The sequence below is a fragment of the Amycolatopsis benzoatilytica AK 16/65 genome (assembly GCF_000383915.1).
Lineage (GTDB): Bacteria > Actinomycetota > Actinomycetes > Mycobacteriales > Pseudonocardiaceae > Amycolatopsis > Amycolatopsis benzoatilytica.
In genome coordinates, this window is the sequence record NZ_KB912942.1 from 2,455,153 (window position 1) to 2,470,934 (window position 15,782).

General features: G+C 71.3%; 15 protein-coding genes. 10 read left to right on the forward strand and 5 right to left on the reverse strand.

What is annotated here, in order from left to right:
* Nucleotides 1-382: 382 nt before the first annotated feature.
* Complete coding sequence (locus AMYBE_RS44775) at nucleotides 383-970, forward strand: hypothetical protein (RefSeq protein ID WP_154676168.1); 588 nt, start codon at nucleotides 383-385, stop codon at nucleotides 968-970.
* Nucleotides 971-1,155: 185 nt separating this feature from the next.
* On the opposite strand, the gene AMYBE_RS0111115 is transcribed toward AMYBE_RS44775, so the two are convergent.
* Genes AMYBE_RS0111115 through AMYBE_RS0111125 form a run of 3 tightly spaced genes read right to left on the reverse strand, consistent with a single transcriptional unit; the run spans nucleotide 1,156 to nucleotide 4,406 of the window.
* Nucleotides 1,156-1,569: a TIGR03668 family PPOX class F420-dependent oxidoreductase gene (locus AMYBE_RS0111115; protein ID WP_020659451.1), complete on the reverse strand. Its 414-nt coding sequence runs from the start codon at nucleotides 1,567-1,569 to the stop codon at nucleotides 1,156-1,158.
* Between the two features lie 6 nt (nucleotides 1,570-1,575).
* The gene (locus tag AMYBE_RS0111120) at nucleotides 1,576-2,478 is read right to left on the reverse strand and encodes a S66 peptidase family protein (RefSeq protein ID WP_020659452.1); all 903 of its coding nucleotides are present in this window, start codon (nucleotides 2,476-2,478) and stop codon (nucleotides 1,576-1,578) included.
* The gene (locus AMYBE_RS0111125) at nucleotides 2,475-4,406 is read right to left on the reverse strand and encodes a S9 family peptidase (RefSeq protein WP_020659453.1); all 1,932 of its coding nucleotides are present in this window, start codon (nucleotides 4,404-4,406) and stop codon (nucleotides 2,475-2,477) included. Before AMYBE_RS0111125 ends, AMYBE_RS0111120 begins: the two co-directional genes overlap by 4 nt.
* Before the next feature lie 131 nt (nucleotides 4,407-4,537).
* On the opposite strand from AMYBE_RS0111125, the gene AMYBE_RS0111130 reads away from it, so the two are divergent.
* Genes AMYBE_RS0111130 through AMYBE_RS0111140 form a run of 3 tightly spaced genes read left to right on the forward strand, consistent with a single transcriptional unit; the run spans nucleotide 4,538 to nucleotide 6,788 of the window.
* On the forward strand, nucleotides 4,538-5,113 hold the full coding sequence (locus AMYBE_RS0111130) for a DUF3090 domain-containing protein (RefSeq protein ID WP_020659454.1): 576 nt from the start codon (nucleotides 4,538-4,540) through the stop codon (nucleotides 5,111-5,113).
* 8 nt (nucleotides 5,114-5,121) lie between these two features.
* The gene (locus AMYBE_RS0111135) at nucleotides 5,122-5,928 is read left to right on the forward strand and encodes an SCO1664 family protein (protein WP_020659455.1); all 807 of its coding nucleotides are present in this window, start codon (nucleotides 5,122-5,124) and stop codon (nucleotides 5,926-5,928) included.
* Nucleotides 5,913-6,788 carry a phosphotransferase gene (locus AMYBE_RS0111140; RefSeq protein WP_020659456.1) on the forward strand — a complete coding sequence of 292 codons (876 nt, stop codon included), beginning with the start codon at nucleotides 5,913-5,915 and terminating at the stop codon, nucleotides 6,786-6,788. The genes AMYBE_RS0111135 and AMYBE_RS0111140 overlap by 16 nt, the downstream gene beginning before the upstream one ends.
* Here AMYBE_RS0111140 and AMYBE_RS0111145 read toward each other — a convergent pair.
* The gene (locus tag AMYBE_RS0111145; RefSeq protein WP_020659457.1) at nucleotides 6,754-9,066 is read right to left on the reverse strand and encodes an NACHT domain-containing protein; all 2,313 of its coding nucleotides are present in this window, start codon (nucleotides 9,064-9,066) and stop codon (nucleotides 6,754-6,756) included. The genes AMYBE_RS0111140 and AMYBE_RS0111145 overlap by 35 nt on opposite strands.
* A gap of 140 nt (nucleotides 9,067-9,206) precedes the next feature.
* On the opposite strand from AMYBE_RS0111145, the gene AMYBE_RS0111150 reads away from it, so the two are divergent.
* From AMYBE_RS0111150 to AMYBE_RS0111170, 5 genes are all read left to right on the forward strand, one after another.
* Nucleotides 9,207-10,271 carry an alpha/beta hydrolase gene (locus tag AMYBE_RS0111150; RefSeq protein WP_020659458.1) on the forward strand — a complete coding sequence of 355 codons (1,065 nt, stop codon included), beginning with the start codon at nucleotides 9,207-9,209 and terminating at the stop codon, nucleotides 10,269-10,271.
* A gap of 13 nt (nucleotides 10,272-10,284) precedes the next feature.
* The gene (locus tag AMYBE_RS41475; RefSeq protein WP_020659459.1) at nucleotides 10,285-10,578 is read left to right on the forward strand and encodes a hypothetical protein; all 294 of its coding nucleotides are present in this window, start codon (nucleotides 10,285-10,287) and stop codon (nucleotides 10,576-10,578) included.
* Between the two features lie 210 nt (nucleotides 10,579-10,788).
* Nucleotides 10,789-11,604 (forward strand): DUF3097 domain-containing protein, encoded by an 816-nt coding sequence (locus AMYBE_RS0111160; RefSeq protein ID WP_027927571.1) that lies wholly within the window; start codon nucleotides 10,789-10,791, stop codon nucleotides 11,602-11,604.
* Between the two features lie 92 nt (nucleotides 11,605-11,696).
* Entirely contained in the window at nucleotides 11,697-12,128 is a 432-nt protein-coding gene (locus AMYBE_RS0111165; protein WP_020659461.1) for an NfeD family protein, read from the forward strand.
* 118 nt (nucleotides 12,129-12,246) lie between these two features.
* Nucleotides 12,247-13,593, forward strand: a complete 1,347-nt coding sequence (locus AMYBE_RS0111170; protein WP_425386948.1) for an SPFH domain-containing protein — start codon at nucleotides 12,247-12,249, stop codon at nucleotides 13,591-13,593.
* Between the two features lie 69 nt (nucleotides 13,594-13,662).
* Here AMYBE_RS0111170 and AMYBE_RS0111175 read toward each other — a convergent pair whose 3' ends face one another.
* Nucleotides 13,663-15,006, reverse strand: a complete 1,344-nt coding sequence (locus AMYBE_RS0111175) for an MFS transporter (protein WP_020659463.1) — start codon at nucleotides 15,004-15,006, stop codon at nucleotides 13,663-13,665.
* A 196-nt stretch (nucleotides 15,007-15,202) separates the two neighbouring features.
* On the opposite strand from AMYBE_RS0111175, the gene AMYBE_RS0111180 reads away from it, so the two are divergent.
* Nucleotides 15,203-15,772 carry a TetR/AcrR family transcriptional regulator gene (locus AMYBE_RS0111180; RefSeq protein WP_027927573.1) on the forward strand — a complete coding sequence of 190 codons (570 nt, stop codon included), beginning with the start codon at nucleotides 15,203-15,205 and terminating at the stop codon, nucleotides 15,770-15,772.
* Nucleotides 15,773-15,782 lie beyond the last annotated feature (10 nt).

A 15,782-nucleotide genomic window follows, 5' to 3' on the forward strand; every position in this document is an offset into this window, starting at 1 on the left:
GTCGACGACGGGTCAGGGCTCGTAGAAGGCAGCGACCGGGGTCGGCGCGATGCACTTCAAGTCTGCCTGCTGCGCCGCGGGGCCCGCCTCCGGGCTGTCAGCGGTCAGCGCGAGTGCCCGGACGCCGCAAGCCAGCCCGGTCCGCAGCAGCGTAGTGGCCGAGGAATGCGGACAGGTCCAGGGCGCTGAAGTCCAGGTTCTGGGGACGAACCCGTTTTGCGGGGCGGGCCGGGACAGTGGTGCTGCGCTTTCATCGAAATGTCATCCGGCTGCGCTACGTTACGTGCATGAGCGCTTCCAGACATCTTAGACGTGCCGATCTGGGCATGAGGCGTGTCGCCGCGCTCGGGGACGATTCGGATGAGAACCGGGGGCGATTGATGTGAGCAAGGACCGCTTGGATTCGTACGCCAAGGGCCTCCTGGAGCTACGAAATCTGGTCCCCCGGCATCTGCGGACCGGTGTCGTGCAGATCTGCGCGGACGACGGCAGCGCCAACGGGTTTCCTATTGGCTGGGCCGAGAAGGCACCGCATCCTTATTATCGACGTCTTACCTGGCAGACAGTGGTCCGAGGCGTCCCCGGCGACGACGACAGCTACTGGCAAGGGGGCCTGGCCCGCCGTGCCAAGTACAGCCCGTCGGACCACGGAGGACATGAAACACTCGGCCGCGCAATACAGGAGATTCTCACGCTCGCAATGTGGGGGGACGCCCTGGCCGCCCATGAGATTAGAGCAGGCAGGGCCGGAACCTATACCGCCACTATGGACGAGACGAAGGCTAATTGGTTCGCTCGGCTCTATCAGCCTGAGGGCATCACCCATCTCGGTGGGGGAAGGATGCGATTCACCAACGTCGCCATCGCTTACTTTCGCGGCAATCCAGAAGTCAGAGCTTACGTCGACGCCAACGATGTGTTTCACCTCAATCCGCTGGACCCTACCGTCCCATTGACTCGCGAACGCTGAGCTCACGTCAACGGGCGAAAGGCAGGATGACGCCTCACCGGCTGACGGGAGCGCGATACCTGTGCGCCGAATGCTGTGGGAACCGCCAGCGTGGGACTGTTCGATTTTGCGTCTTGGCTCACCGCCCAGCGGAGCGGACGTCTCCGGCGTCTACGCGCAGCTATTCGCCAACCCGTGCCCAGGCGTTACGCCCCGGCCCACCCCCGCCAGGTGTGCACCTCGGTCACCACCACGGAATGCTCCGGCGGTCGCTCCGCGTATTGCGGATACTTCTCGATCAGCCAGCCGGCGAACCGGTTCCGTTCCGCCTCGGCCGCCACCCGCGCCGTCCCGTCCGCGCGCACCCACCACAACCGCGTCCAGTCCTCGTCGTACACGTCGGCCAGGAACGACACCTGCGGGTTCTCCGCGATGTTCGCCAGCCGCCGCAACGCCGTGGTGGTCTTGGGTTTGTGGTCGATCGCGAACACCACCTGGTCGTCGCGGACCGCGAAGGTGACCGGCACCAGGTGCGGCGCCCCCCGACCGTCCACTGTGGCCAGCCGGGCCACCCGCGCCCCGGCGAACCGGGTGCGGGCCTCCGCTGCGGACAGTCGCATCGGGAGTCAGTCCAGCGCGGGGGCGTCGAGGGTGAGCGTGGCCAGGTCGGTGTCCAGCGACGCGGACACCCCGAGCGGCAGCGTCGGCGAACCGGGCACGTGCCCGAAGCCGAACCCGCTCAGGATCGGCACCCCGAGCGGCGACAGCCGTTCCCGCATCAGCTCCCGGATCTCGTCCGGGTCGCCGCACGCGGCCCACGAGCCCAGCACGACGCCGCGCACGCCTTCGAACCAGCCGGACCGCAGCAGCTGGGTCACCATCCGGTCGATCCGGTACCGGCTCTCGGTCACGTCCTCCAGCAGCACGATCCCGCCGCGCGCCGAGCCCTGTTCGGCCGCGCCGATGCCGGACGCCAGCAGCGACAGGTTGCCGCCCACGAGGACGCCCAGCGCGCGGCCGGGCACCAGCACGTCCGGTTCGTTGGCTCGCAGCACCCGGGTGTGGTCCGGTTCGAACAGAGTGCGCCGCAAATGCTCGGCGGCGTCCTGGTCGAACAGAACGCTCGCCGGCATCGGCGACAGCAGGGTGGCGAGGTCCAGATGCGTGTGCACCGCCCGGTGCAGCGCGGTCACGTCGCTCGACCCGGCCAGCAGCTTCGGGCCTGCGGCCCGCAACGCGGACCAGTCCACCAGGTCGAGCATCCGCTGCGCGCCGTAGCCGCCGCGGGCGGCGAGCACGCACCGGACCTCCGGGTCCAGCCACGCCTCGGTGAACTCCGCCGCACGCGCAGCGTCCGGCGCCGACAGATACGACCCGACCGCCTCCGCGCGCACCCCGGCGCCGATCTGCACCTTGACGCCCCAGCCGCGGAGCACCGGCAGTGCGGCGTCGAGCAGGTCCTGCGGCACCGGACCGGAGGGCGCGACCAGCGCGACCGTGTCGCCGACGACCAGCCGAGCCGGTCTCATCGGGACAGCTCCAGCCGCGGCACGTCCGGCGTCTCGAAGCCGAACACCTGGCCGTAGAACGACAACTCGGCTTCGAGCGCGGCGACGATCGTCTCCGCCTTGCGGAACCCGTGCTGCTCGCCCTCGAACCGCAGGTACGCGTGCGGAATCCCGCTGCCGTCGAGCCCGGCGACGAACCGGTCCGCCTGCTCCGGCGGGCAGATCTGGTCCTCCAGCCCCTGCAGGAACAGCACCGGCCCGGCCAGCGAGCCCACGTGCGTCATCGGCGAGCGCTCCCGGTAGCGCTCCGCCTGCTCCGGGTACGGGCCGACCATGCTGACCAGGTACTGCGACTCGAAGTCGTGCGTCTCGCCGCCCTCGCCGGTCCAGCCCGCGAAGTCCAGGATCGGGAACTTGACGGTCGCCGCCGCGTAAGTGCGGGTCGTCGTGATCGACGCGGCCGAGGTGAACCCGCCCGCGCTGCCGCCGCGGATGCCCAGCCGGGCGCCGTCGGCGATGCCCTCGGCGACGAGCGCCTCCGCGACCGCCGCACAGTCCTGCACGTCCACCACGCCCCACTGCTCCCGCAGCCGCTCGCGGTAAGCGCGTCCGTAGCCGGTCGAGCCGCCGTAGTTGACCGCGACGACGCCGATGCCGCGGCTGGTGAAGTACGCGAAGTCCAGGTCGAGCGATTCGTCGCTGCTGCCGGTGGGGCCGCCGTGCACGTGGATCACGTACGGCGGCAGCTCCCCGTCCGGCGCGGCGAAGTCCGGGTTGGCCGGCGGGAACACGAACGCCGGGATCTTCGTGCCGTCCGCCGCGGCGAACGTGCGTTCCTGCGGCACCGGCAGATACTCCGCGGGCGGCAGCGCTGCCGGCTGCGGCGTGAGTTCGCGCCAGGTGCCGGCGGCCGGGTCCAGGACCACGACCGCGGCCTCGTGCCGCGGCCCGCCCGCGATCCCGGCGACGCCGTCCGGCAGCGAGACCAGGCCACTGGCCGACCACACCGTCAGCTCGGTGCCGACCGGCGTCACCGACCGGTCGCTCTCGTCCAGGATCGCCAGCCGGTGCCCGTCGACGACCGCGTGCCGGCCGCCGCCCAGCGGTGTGAACCAGCTCAGGCCCAGCTTCCACATCGGCCCGCCCAGTTCGCGCTCGACCGGCGCGAGGTTGACGACCGAACCGTCCAAGCCGACCCGGTGCAGGTTCCACCAGCCGTCCGGGTCGGCGAGCACCAGCAGCCGCTCCGCCGACTCCCATGCGACCTGGCACACCGCGACCTCCGGCCCGCCGGCCAGCACGCGCGCCTCGCCGAACGAACCGTCGGCCGCCACCGGCGCGACGAACAGCTCGGTCCCGTCCCACGGCATCGCCGGGTGGTCCCACGCGATCCAGGCGGCGTGCCCGCCGTCCGGCGACAGCTGCGGCGCGGTGAAGAACCGGTGTCCCTCGGCGAGCACCCGCTCGGCCGAACCGTCCAGCGGGATCGCGACCAGCTCGCGCGAGATGTCCGTGCGCCGCTCACCGGTGCTGCGCTCGCGGACCGCCCACACCTCGCCTTCGCGGCCGGCCCGGAGATCGCCGTACCGGACGCCTTGCGGCGTGGCCGGTTCCGGGGTCAGCGCGGAGACTTCGCCGTCCTTCAGCGCGTATACGCGCTGATCGGCCCAGTGCGTGAAGACCACCGTGCCGTCGACCGCGATCCACGGCCGACCGCCGTACTCGTGGACGCGGTTCCGCACGTTCCACGGCGCGGGCAGCACGTCTTCGGCGCCGCCGCCGGGCAGCGCGCGCACGAGCGCGACCCGGCCGCCCTCGGCGGGGCGGGCTTCGGCCCACCAGAGCGCGCCGTCGACCGCGGCGAGCCACTGCGCGCCGCCGCCTGCCGCCGCGGCGTCGGCGGCTGTGACGGGAGAGGTCCAGGTTCCATGAGGAGCTATGCGAGGCACCCGGAAAGCCTAACGAGGATTCGCTGCGTGTCCGGATCCGCACGCACCGCGCAGGGAGCGCCCGGCGAGTCGCGGGAACCCCGGGGCGGCGGATGCCGATCATGCGCCGGTGGCCTAGGGTCGAAGGCGTTATGTCACGCGTAATCCACGTCTTCCGCAAGCCCGACCGGTTCGTGGCCGGCACGGTCGGCGAGCCCGGCGACCGCACCTTCTACCTCCAGGCGACGGAGGACGTGCGGACGATCAGCGTCACGATCGAAAAACAGCAGGTCGTCGTCCTCGCCGAACGGCTCGGGGCGCTGCTGGAGGAGGTCGCCAGCCGGTTCGGCGCCGACGTCCCCGACGAGGCCCCGGCCGACCAGGTCGACACCGAACCGCTCGCGGTGCCGGTCGAAGAGGAGTTCCGGGTCGGCACGATGGGGCTCGGCTGGGACGCCGAGTCCAGCGCCGTCGTGGTCGAACTGCTCGCGATCACCGAGGGCGAGATCGACGAGACGGTCGTGCTCGACGACACCGAGGAAGGCCCGGACGCGGTCCGCGTGTTCCTCACCCCGGTCGCCGCGCGCGCCTTCGCCGAACGAGCCGAACGGGTGGTGAACGCCGGCCGCAAACCGTGCCCGCTGTGCGGCGAGCCGCTCGACCCGACCGGGCACATCTGCCCGCGGCAGAACGGCTACCGGCGCGACGTCGATGTGACCGAGGACTGAGGGCGGCCGTGCCCAGCACCCCGCCCGGGCCGGCCGACCCGGCCGCCCGCGACTTCGTCTCCCGCGGCCGCATCGACGTCGAGGGCAGGTTGGTCGACGCCTCGAACGTCACCCTCTTCTGCGCCATCGAGCTCGACGGCGTGACCGGGCGGGTCGTGTACAAGCCGGTGTCCGGCGAGAAGCCGCTGTGGGACTTCCCGGACGGCACGCTCGCCGGCCGCGAGGTCGCCACCGCGATGATCTCCGACGCCTGCGGCCTCGGCGCGATCCCGCCCACCGTGCTGCGCGACGGCCCGTTCGGACCGGGCATGGTGCAGCTGTGGGTCGAGACGGCCGACGAGGAAGTGGTCGACGTGTGCGCGCCGGACGAGGTCCCGGAAGGCTGGCGGGTCGTGCTGCAGGCGCAGGACCGGTTCGGCGACCCGGCCTACCTCGTCCACGCCGACCATCCGGACCTGCGCGAACTGGCCGTGCTCGACGCGGTGGTCAACAACACCGACCGCAAGGGCGGGCACCTGCTGGCCGGCACGGACGGCCACGTCTACGGCGTCGACCACGGCATCTGCCTGCACACCGACCCGAAACTGCGCACCGTGCTGTGGGGCTGGGTCGGCGAGCCGCTGCCCGCGGACGCGGTCGAGAAACTGCGGAAGCTCCGCGCGGACCTGGACGGCCGGCTCGGCGGCGAGCTGGCCGAGCACCTCACCAAGCCGGAAATCCGCGCCCTTTCCGACCGCACCGACGTCCTGCTGGCCGAAGCGGTGTTCCCGCAGCCGGGCGAAGACTGGCGCGCCGTCCCGTGGCCGTTGTTCTGATCGACGACGCCTCCCGCGCGCGACTCGTCGACCGGTTCGGCCCGTCCGTCGAAGCGTGGTGCGCCGCGCTTCCGGCGCTGGCCGACCGGCTGTGCCGGCGCTGGGGCCTCACCGTTGCGGAGGTCCGGCCGGGCAACACTGGCCGCACTCTGCTCTGCCGTGCCGGCGGGAACCGGCTGCAGGTGCTGAAACTCTGCCCGGACAAGGAGGTCGCGAGCGCCGAGGCCGCCGCGCTTGCCGCGTGGGCCGGGCTGCCCCGCGTCGTGCAGGTCCTGGACAGCGACCTCGAACACGGCGCCGTCCTGCTCGAAGGACTCGAACCCGGCACCACGCTGGTCGGCGCCGAGGTCCCGTGGGACGAGATCGGCGACCTCCTCACCGCGCTGCACAGCGTCCCGGCCACCGGCCCGTTCCCGACGTTGCTCGACCGCGTCCGGTTCATGTTCGACCTGGCCGAACGCCGCCTGATCGGCTCCGCCGCCGAACCGCACCTGCCGGTGGAGCTGCTGGCGGCCGGGCGAGCCCTCGCCGAAGAACTAGCAGTCGGCGGGCCGGCCGCTCTCCTCCACGGCGACCTGCACCCGGCCAATGTCCTGGACGCCGGACCGGCGCGCGGCGCGGTCGCGATCGACCCGCGACCCTGCGTCGGCGACCCGGCGTTCGACGCGGTCGACTGGGCCGTCCTGCCGATCGCGGAAGGCGGCACGGTCGAGGACGGGATCGCCAACCTGCCGCGCCTCGACGCGGACCGAGTGCGCGGCTGGTGCGTGGCGCTGGCACCGCTGGTCGCGATGGGCCCGCTCACTCGCGGCGGGCCCGCCCAGTTCACGGACGCGATGCTGCGGCTGGCGTCGAGCTGAGCCGTTCCTGCAGCCGGGCGTGCCGGAACTGATAGGTCGCGCCGATCTGCCGCAGCACTCCGCGGGCGTAGGCGTCGCCGAGGAACTCCGTGACCGCCCACGGCAACCGGCCGGACAACGGAAGCCAGATCTTGGCGAACAGCACCCACTGACCCCACGCGGTGAAGCTCAGCGTGTAGCACACCGAGCCGGCGATGCCGGCCAGTGTTCCGGCCACGAACCCGTAGGACAGCTCCCAGTTGATCTGCCCGAACACCGGCGAGATGACAGCACCCACCAGTCTCCCGCTGAACGCGATCGTCACGGCGAACGTCGGCGCGAGCACCAGGATCCGCCGGATCGCCGTCGCCCGGTCGCCGCACGGCAGGAGCAGCTGCGCGGTCGCGGATTCCAGCTCCACCGGAGCTTCCAGCAGCGCCGCGGCCGAGAACACCAGCCCGGCGGCCAGCCCGATCGTCAGGCCGAAGAACACAATGTCGACCAGCGCGACCCGGGCCATGGTCCCGAACGGAAGATCGGTGCCCGCGACGAGATTGACGACGGTGGTCGCCAGCAGCACGTAGCCGAGCCCGGCGACAAAGCGGCCCGCGAGCCCGGCCGCGAACCGCTGCGCCGCCGTCGTCGCCGACACTGCCGGATAGCTTCGGCCGAGAAGCCGCAGCCGGATCCGGGCCGGCTCGAACCGGCGGTTCCGGTGCACCACCATCACCCCGTAGACCAGGCCGAAGCCGAGTCCGGCGGTCGGCCCGAGCACGAAACCGTCGATCAGCACGCCGATCGGAGTGCCGTAGCCGAACAGCAGGGCGACGCCGAACACGAGCCAGTCGCACACCGCCGTCACCAGCGCGCAAGCCAGCACGACGCCGACGATCCGGCGCGGCTGCCCGAGCGCGTCGCCCAGCCGCCACCACGCCAGGTCCTGGCCGTCGACGTGCCGTGCCAGATGCCGCAGCCACCGCTGCACCCGCTCCGACGTCCAGTCCCGGCGCGGCCGCGCCGAGGCGGGGGACTGGTAGACAGCCGGGACGAAGCTGTCCAGCAGATGGTTCTCCAACGCGGCTGCGGTCGGGAACCGCTCCAGGTCGAGGAATTCCTCCGGGTCCTGGCCGGCGTCGTCGCACGCGGTGCGGGCCAGCATGACCATCAGCGGCGTCGACAGCACCGCTGCCAGATTGCGGCAGGCCGGGTCGTCCGGCCGTTCGGCCCACGCCGCCAGCACCACGTCCCATCGTCCGGTCCGATGCGCACGGCGCAGGTAGTCGGACAGGTCGGCCGGGGTCAGGCCGACGAGGTGGATGCCCGCGGCGCTGGCGAGGACGGCGGTCTGCGCGGCGGCCGCCGCGTACTCCTCAGGACGGCTGGTCAGCAGCAACGGCAGGGAAGTGCCGTTCAGCGTCTGCAGCGCGGCCCGGCGCGCCCGCTCCGGGATCTCGTCGAAACCGTCGAGCACGGGCAGGATCCGCCCGGTCGACACCAGCGCGGTAGCGAAATCGGTGCCGCCGGGTGCGGGCGCGTTGAGCTCCGGATGGTCGCGCTGGAGCCGGTCGACCAGCCAGTCGCGCAGCGCGCTCGCAGCCGGGTCCCACGAGCCGATGCTGAACAGCACCGGCACCGGATCCGCGTCGCTGCGCGTGCGGAGGCAGTCGAGCAGGAAACGCAGCGTGAGGATCGACTTGCCGGAACCGGCCTCGCCGAGCACCACCAGCCGCCCCGAAGGGATGCGCCGGTACACCTCGGCAATCGTGCCCAGGTTGCCTTCCAGGTCCAGCGGTTCGGCGTCGCTGCCGGCCGGCAGCGACGCGACATTCGCCCAATGGTCCGCCAATCCGTCGGCGACCGGCCGCCAGCGCACCGGCAGCGGGAACGGGTAGTCCGCGCCCCGCTGCTCCAGCTCCCGCTGCCATCGCCCGGCGAGGACCGCCGCCAGCTCCACGGCGACCGCTTCGAGCTTCGGGTGCCGCGGCGCGTTCGGCCGCGGGCTGGGCAGCGGAGGACCTGCGCTGATTGCGGGCTCGGCCGGCTTCCGCTGGCCGGGGAGCTGTGCGGGCGCAGTGTCGGCGTTGTCGGCGGCGGCCAGGAACTCCAGCCGGGCTTCGCCGGCCAGTCCGAGCGCGTTCGCCAGCCGCATCAAAGTGTCCTGCTGGCAGTTCTGCTTCGGCCGGTTCTCCAGCCGGCCGACCGTCTTGGTGCTGATCTCGGCCCGCTGCGCGAGCTGCTCCTGGGTCAGTCCGGCGCCGGTGCGCAGCCGCTGCAACAGCGCGCCGAAATCGCTCGCCACCCGATCTCCCTCCCCGGTGATCCCGAACCCGGCGAGCCTAGCGGCGATCGGACATAGATGTCCGGCCCCGTGTCCTCGACCGCTGACCTGCGCGGACCCGAAGATCGGACCGGTCCGCATCCGAACCAGGAGGGAATTCGATGCGTCTCCGAACTGTGCTCGCCGCGGTCTCGGCGGCCTGCCTCGCCACCGCGCTGGCAGCCCCGGCCGCGTCCGCCGCCGACGAACCGCCGCGGCTGCACGACGGCTTCGGCCTCAAAGTGACCGAGCAGCCGGTGTGGGTGGACGGCCACCACCGCACGTTCGTCTTCTCCGTGCACTCCGACGCGGTGCCGAACCCGACCCTGCTGCCCGGCCAGAAAGCCGGCCAGCACCCGGTGATGGTGACCCTGCCCGACGACTACGCCAGCTCCGGCTCGACCCGCTACCCGGTCCTGTACTCCCTGCACGGCAACCCGGACGTGCCCAACACCCAGGTCAACCAGCAGCTCGCGGAGCGCTCGACCGAGCACGTGCCGCTGATCACGGTGTACCCGAACGGGGTCCGCAGCTGGTACTCGAACTGGGTCAACCCGGGCTCGCTCGGCCCGCAGAACTGGGAGACCTTCCACCTCGACGAGCTGATCCCGTTCCTCGACGCCAACCTCCGCACCATCGGCGACCGCGCCGGCCGCGCCATCGCCGGCCATTCGATGGGCGGCTTCGGCGCCTTGCACTACGCCGAGCACCGGCCCGACCTGTTCAGCTACGTCGGCAGCTTCTCCGGCGGCCTCGACCTGCTCAACCAGGGAGTGCGCGCGGCCGTGGTGGGCACCGAGCTGATGCCCGCTTCCGGCGTCCCGACCGTCGGCGCGGACGCGATCTTCGGCCCGCCGGTCTGGCCGCTGGACGGCGTCTGGAACGCCCAGAGCCCGGCCCAGCACGTCAGTTCCCTGCGCGGCATGGGCGTCGCGCTCTACACCGGCAATGGCGGCGACCTCACCGTCGACCCGGTGCTGGCGGTCGTCGAGAACCAGGCCCGCGACACGAACCTGGTGACCGCCGCGAACCTCACCGCCGCCGGCATCCCGTTCGACTTCGCCGACTACGGCGACGGCAGCACCTGGGCGCCCGGATGCAACGGCAAGCACGCCCAGCCGGCCTGCCTGCAGGCCGACCTGGACCACTTCGTGCCGCTGCTGATGCAGCGCCTGCAACACCCCTGACAAGGAGACAGCCATGTCCGGCAACTACCGGTACTGGTGCGGCGAATGCAGCTATCGCACCGCCTGGGTCACCGAATCGGAAGTCGCGGGCGTGCGGGAGATCCACTACGCCAGCAAGCATCCCGGCATCGTGCCGGGCGGCCGGGTCGAGTCGAACCACGGCGGCAAGTCCGGCGGCGGGGCGGGCTGCCTGGGACTGGTCGGCGGGCTCGTGCTGATCCTGGTGCTCGCGAGCATGTGCAGCGGGCACAGCCAGCAGAGCGCCCCGCCGCCTCCCGCGCCGACGGTCAGCCACGTCGCGCGGTGAGGGGGTCCGGGGTGCTGGCCCGGGGCTGGCCCCGGTTGCCTCCCCGGTGTCACACCGCTGATCCCGCCCGCGAACGATCCGTGAAGGGCCCCTTGAGGGACTTAGATTCCCGCAGGGGGCCCTTCACGGACAACAAGCCAGTGTCGGGAGCCGGAGCCGGTCGGCGTGGCGGCGGGACGGCCTGCCGCCGCGCCGATACCGTCCCTGTTCGTGCGCTCCCGTTCCTACGACGACGTCCTCTCCGGCCCGCGCAAGCGGAAGATCCCGGAGGTGCCCGCCGAACCCGGGCTGGTGGTCGAAGACCCGGCCAGCGGCTACTGCGGCGCGGTCGTGAAGATCGAATACGGCAACGTCGTCCTCGAGGACGCCAAGGGCCGGCACCGGGTCTTCCCGCTCTCGCCTGCCGGGTTCCTGCTGGAAGGCAAGCCGGTCACGCTGGTCCCGGTCAAGAAGGCCGCCGCGCCGGTCCGCCGGGTTTCGGCATCCGGTTCGGTCCGGGTGGAGGGGCTGCAGGCGCGGGTCGCGCGCGACTCCCGCATCTGGGTCGAGGGCAAGCACGACGCCGAGCTCGTCGAGCGTGTCTGGGGCCACGACCTGCGCGTCGAAGGCGTCGTCGTGGAACCGCTGGACGGCGTCGACGTGCTGGCCGACCGGATCGCCGAGTTCGGCACCGGCCCGGGCCGCCGGCTCGGCGTGCTGGTGGACCACCTGGTCGCGGGCAGCAAGGAATCCCGGCTGGTCGAGCAGATCCGGGACGAGCAGGTGCTGGTCACCGGCCACCCGTACATCGACATCTGGCAGGCGGTGAAGCCGGCGTCGGTCGGCATCCGCGCGTGGCCGGAGATCCCGCGCGGCATCGAGTGGAAGGTCGGCATCTGCGACGCGCTCGGCTGGGGCGAGCCCTACGAGGGCTGGCAGCGGGTGCTGCGCGGAGTGCGCGGCTTCCGCGATCTGGAGACCCCGCTCCTCGGTGCGGTCGAACGGCTCATCGACTTCGTGACCGAACCGGGTGATGACCCATCGTAATGCCCGGTATGTCGTATTTTTCCAAGGTCACGCGTCGGTTACGTCGGGTCACTTGCCCGGTGCGACGCGGCGCGATCTGAGAGCATGAAGGCATGGCAGCGGCTCTGATTTGGCTGATCCTCGGCATCGCGCTGATGATCGCGGAGGTCATCTCCGGCGACTTCGTGCTGATCATGCTCGGGCTCGGCGCTCTGCTCGGGGCCGGTGCCGAGGCGCTGACCGGCAACATCGTGATCGACGTGGCCGTTTTCGCGATCAGCTCGGTCGGACTGCTCGTCCTCGCCCGCCCGGCGCTCAAGCGCAGGCTCATCAGCGGACCCGCGGTCGCCACCGGCACCGACGCACTGGTCGGAACCAGGGCGGTTGTAGTGTCCACTGTGGACTACGACGCCGGTCAGGTGAAGATCGGCGGCGAGGTCTGGTCGGCACGCTCGGTGCACGAGCACCAGCCGCCGATCGCTCCGGGAACCAGCGTCACGGTCGTCCAGATCTCCGGCGCCACGGCCGTGGTGGACATTGTCTAGCGAGGCGCCGCAACCGAAAAACGGCACTAGGTAAGGGGAGACGCTCTTGTCCACAATTGCGATCGTCGTGGTCGCGCTGCTGGCTCTTTTCGTCGTCATCACCGTGGTGAAGGCGATCATGGTGGTGCCACAGGCCCAGTCGGCGGTAATCGAGCGGCTCGGCCGGTTCCGCACGGTCGCCTCGCCCGGTCTGACGTTCCTCGTGCCGTTCCTGGACAAGGTCCGCGCGCGCATCGACCTGCGCGAGCAGGTCGTCTCCTTCCCTCCGCAGCCGGTGATCACCGAGGACAACCTGACGGTGAACATCGACACCGTCGTGTACTTCCAGGTCACCGACTCGCGCGCGGCGGTCTATGAGATCTCGAACTACATCATCGGCGTCGAGCAGCTCACCACCACCACGCTCCGCAACGTGGTCGGCGGCATGAGCCTGGAGGAGACGCTGACCTCCCGCGACGCGATCAACACCCAGCTGCGCGGCGTGCTGGACGAGGCCACCGGCCGCTGGGGCATCCGGGTCGCCCGGGTCGAGCTGAAGGCGATCGAGCCGCCGCCCTCCATCCAGGACTCGATGGAGAAGCAGATGCGCGCCGACCGGGAGAAGCGCGCGATGATCCTCACCGCGGAAGGCCAGCGGGAGTCGTCGATCAAGACGGCGGAAGGACAGAAGCAGAGCCAGATCCTCGCCGCCGAAGGCCAGAAGCAGGCCGCCATCCTCGCTGCCGAGGCGGAACGGCAGTCGCGGATCCTGCGCGCACAGGGTGAACGGGCCGCCCGCTACCTGCAGGCCCAGGGGCAGGCGAAGGCGATCGAGAAGGTGTTCGCCGCGATCAAGGCCGGCCGCCCGACGCCGGAGGTGCTGGCCTACCAGTACCTGCAGACCCTCCCGCAGATGGCGCAGGGCGACGCGAACAAGGTCTGGATGATCCCGAGCGACTACGGCAAGGCCCTCGAAGGCTTCGCCCGCGCGCTCGGCGCACCCGGCGACGACGGCGTGTTCCGCTACGAGCCGCCGAAGGACGACACCCCGGCCAAGCCGGACCTCGAAGACGACGAGGTCGCCGGCTGGTTCGACACCTCGAGCGACCCGAAGGTCGCCGAGGCGGTCGCCGCCGCGGAAGCCGTGGCCCGCAAGGAGGTCGAGGGCCCGCTGGGCGCGCCGGCCGAGCACCGGCGCCGCGCCATCGCGCCCGCCTCGCAAGAACCCGCGCCCATCCCGGCGCCAGTTCGGGAGGAAGAGCCGCCCGCGCCGCCTGCCGCTCCGCAGCAGCCGAGCACCCCGCCGTCGGGGCAGCAGCAGGGGCTCCCGCAGCCGCAGCAGCCCCCGGCCGCACCGCCGGGCGGCCCGTACCAGGGCCCGCCGCCGCAGTACGGCGGACCGCACGGCCCCGGCCAGCCGGGCAGTGGACCGTTCCCGCAGCAGGGTCCGTTCGGCGGCCCGCAGGGCGGACCGCCGCAGCGCTGATCACGTAGCGAAACGGGGGCTGTTCCACCGGATTTCGGTGGAACAGCCCCCGTTTTGTCGTGCCGGGAGTCAGCGCGCGTACACCCGCACGTCGTCGATGTCCGCCTTCGACCGGTCCGGCAGCGCGAGCACGCACAGCACCGTCACGACCACCGACCCGACGATGTAGATCGAAATCGAATACGGCGTCCCGGTGGCGTGCAGCAGCCAGGTCGCCAGCAGCGGGGCCGGCCCGCCCGCGAACACCGACGCCAGCTGATAGCCCAGCCCCGCGCCGCCGTAGCGCAGATGCGTCGGGAAGCTCTCGCCGATCAGCGCCGCCTGCGGTCCGTACTGCATCGAGTGCGCGACCATCGAGACGATGATCGCGAGGAAGATCAGCGCGTGCCCGCTGTGGGTGAGCACCGTGAAGTACGGGAACGCGATGACGCCGGTCAGCACCGAGCCGACGAGGTAGATCCGCTTGCGCCCGATCCGGTCGGAGAACTGGGAGAACAACGGGATCAGCACCAGTTCCGCGGCCGCGCCGACAAGCACCGCGTTGAGCACGAACGTCTTGCTGAACTCCGGCCGCTGCACCACGTAGACCAGGACGTAGCTGGTGAACAGGTAGAACGGCATCTGCTCGCTGAACCGCAGCCCGGCCGACAGCAGGATCTCCCGCCAGTGGTGGCGCACGACCTCCTTCACCGGCGCCTTGGCGGTCCGCTTCGCCGCGACCGCCGCCGCGAACATCGGCGTCTCCATGATCCGCAGCCGGATCACCAGCCCGATCCCCACCAGGACCAGGCTGAGCAGGAACGGGATCCGCCATCCCCACGACTCGAACGCGGCCGGCGAAAGCGTCGCCGACAGCAGCGTCATCCCGCCGGTGCCCAGCACCAGCCCGACCGGAACGCCGACCTGCGCGAAACTGGCCAGCAGCCCCCGCCGCCGCTGGTCGCCCCATTCCATCGCGAGCAGCACCGACCCGCTCCACTCGCCGCCGATCGCGATGCCCTGCACCAGCCGCAGCAGCACGAGGATCAGCGGCGCGGCGACCCCGATGCTCGCCGCCCCGGGCAGCACGCCGACGATCGCCGAGGACAGCCCCATCAGCAGCAACGTGACGATCAGGGTGGCTTTGCGGCCGAGCCGGTCGCCCCAGTGCCCGAAGATCGCCGCACCGACCGGCCGGGCCGCGAACCCGACCGCGTAGGTGGCGAAGGACTGCATCACGCCGGCGTAGGCGGACGACGCGGGGAAGAACAGATGCGGAAAGACGAGCGCGGCGGCGGTGTTGTAGAGAAAGAAGTCGTACCACTCGATCGTGGTGCCGATGGACCCGGCGAGCGCGGCTCGCCGCACCTGCACCCGGCGATCGCCGGTGGATGCCTGGACTGACTGGGTGACTTCGTTGTCGCCTAGGACCATTTCGTGCACCTCTCGTGACGGGCGTCACACAATAGTGTGAATGACAAGAGAGGGTTTGACGATTCGGCAGGGTGCTCCGGACGGGTTGTTTCCGATCGGCCGAAGGCGGAGTCGCGCTCGCCTGACGATCCGCCGTGTCCAGAGCGTGGTGCCGGGGCGCGTCGCTCCTCGGCACCACGCGACTACCATCGCCGCTGTGACGGAGGAAAAGCCGCTGCGCGCCGACGCGCGGCGTAACCGGGCGAAGGTGCTCGAAGCCGCCGAGACTGTTTTCGCGGCGAAGGGCACCGGTGCGCCGACTGAAGAGGTCGCGCGCGAGGCCGGGGTGGGCATCGGCACCGTCTTCCGGCATTTCCCCACCAAGGAAGCCCTTCTCGAGGCCGTCCTCTATGCGCGGCTGCACCGGTTCGTCGACGAGGCGGACGCGGTAGTCGCGCAGAACGCCGCCGATGCCGGGGCGGCCTTCTTCACCTTCCTCACCAGCTGGGTCGAGATGTCCAGCGCCAAGAACGCCTACTTCGAGGCGCTCACCACCGCAGGCGTGTGCGTGCCGAGCACCGGCTCGGAGATCGGCGAGCGACTGCGCGCGTCGCTCGGCGTGCTGCTGAAACGCGCACAGGACAGCGGCGCGGTCCGGGCGGACCTCACCACCGCCGAGCTGATCCCGGTGATCATCGGCACCGCCAAGGCCGCTGAGCACGTCGGCGCGGACGGCCCCCTCCGGGACCGCACGATCGCGATCTTGTTCGACGGCCTGCGCGCCTGACGCGCTCCGG

Excerpts from the sequence above, each read along its gene's own strand:
- AMYBE_RS0111115 (WP_020659451.1), bottom strand. The coding sequence starts at position 1,569 with ATGCGACTGTCCGCAGCGGAGGCCCGCACCCGGTTCGCCGGGGCGCGG.
- AMYBE_RS41475 (WP_020659459.1), top strand. The coding sequence starts at position 10,285 with ATGTCCGGCAACTACCGGTACTGGTGCGGCGAATGCAGCTATCGCACC.
- AMYBE_RS0111130 (WP_020659454.1), top strand. The coding sequence starts at position 4,538 with ATGTCACGCGTAATCCACGTCTTCCGCAAGCCCGACCGGTTCGTGGCC.
- AMYBE_RS0111175 (WP_020659463.1), bottom strand. The coding sequence starts at position 15,006 with ATGGTCCTAGGCGACAACGAAGTCACCCAGTCAGTCCAGGCATCCACC.
- AMYBE_RS0111170 (WP_425386948.1), top strand. The coding sequence starts at position 12,247 with ATGGTGGTGCCACAGGCCCAGTCGGCGGTAATCGAGCGGCTCGGCCGG.
- AMYBE_RS0111165 (WP_020659461.1), top strand. The coding sequence starts at position 11,697 with ATGGCAGCGGCTCTGATTTGGCTGATCCTCGGCATCGCGCTGATGATC.
- AMYBE_RS0111150 (WP_020659458.1), top strand. The coding sequence starts at position 9,207 with ATGCGTCTCCGAACTGTGCTCGCCGCGGTCTCGGCGGCCTGCCTCGCC.
- AMYBE_RS0111120 (WP_020659452.1), bottom strand. The coding sequence starts at position 2,478 with ATGAGACCGGCTCGGCTGGTCGTCGGCGACACGGTCGCGCTGGTCGCG.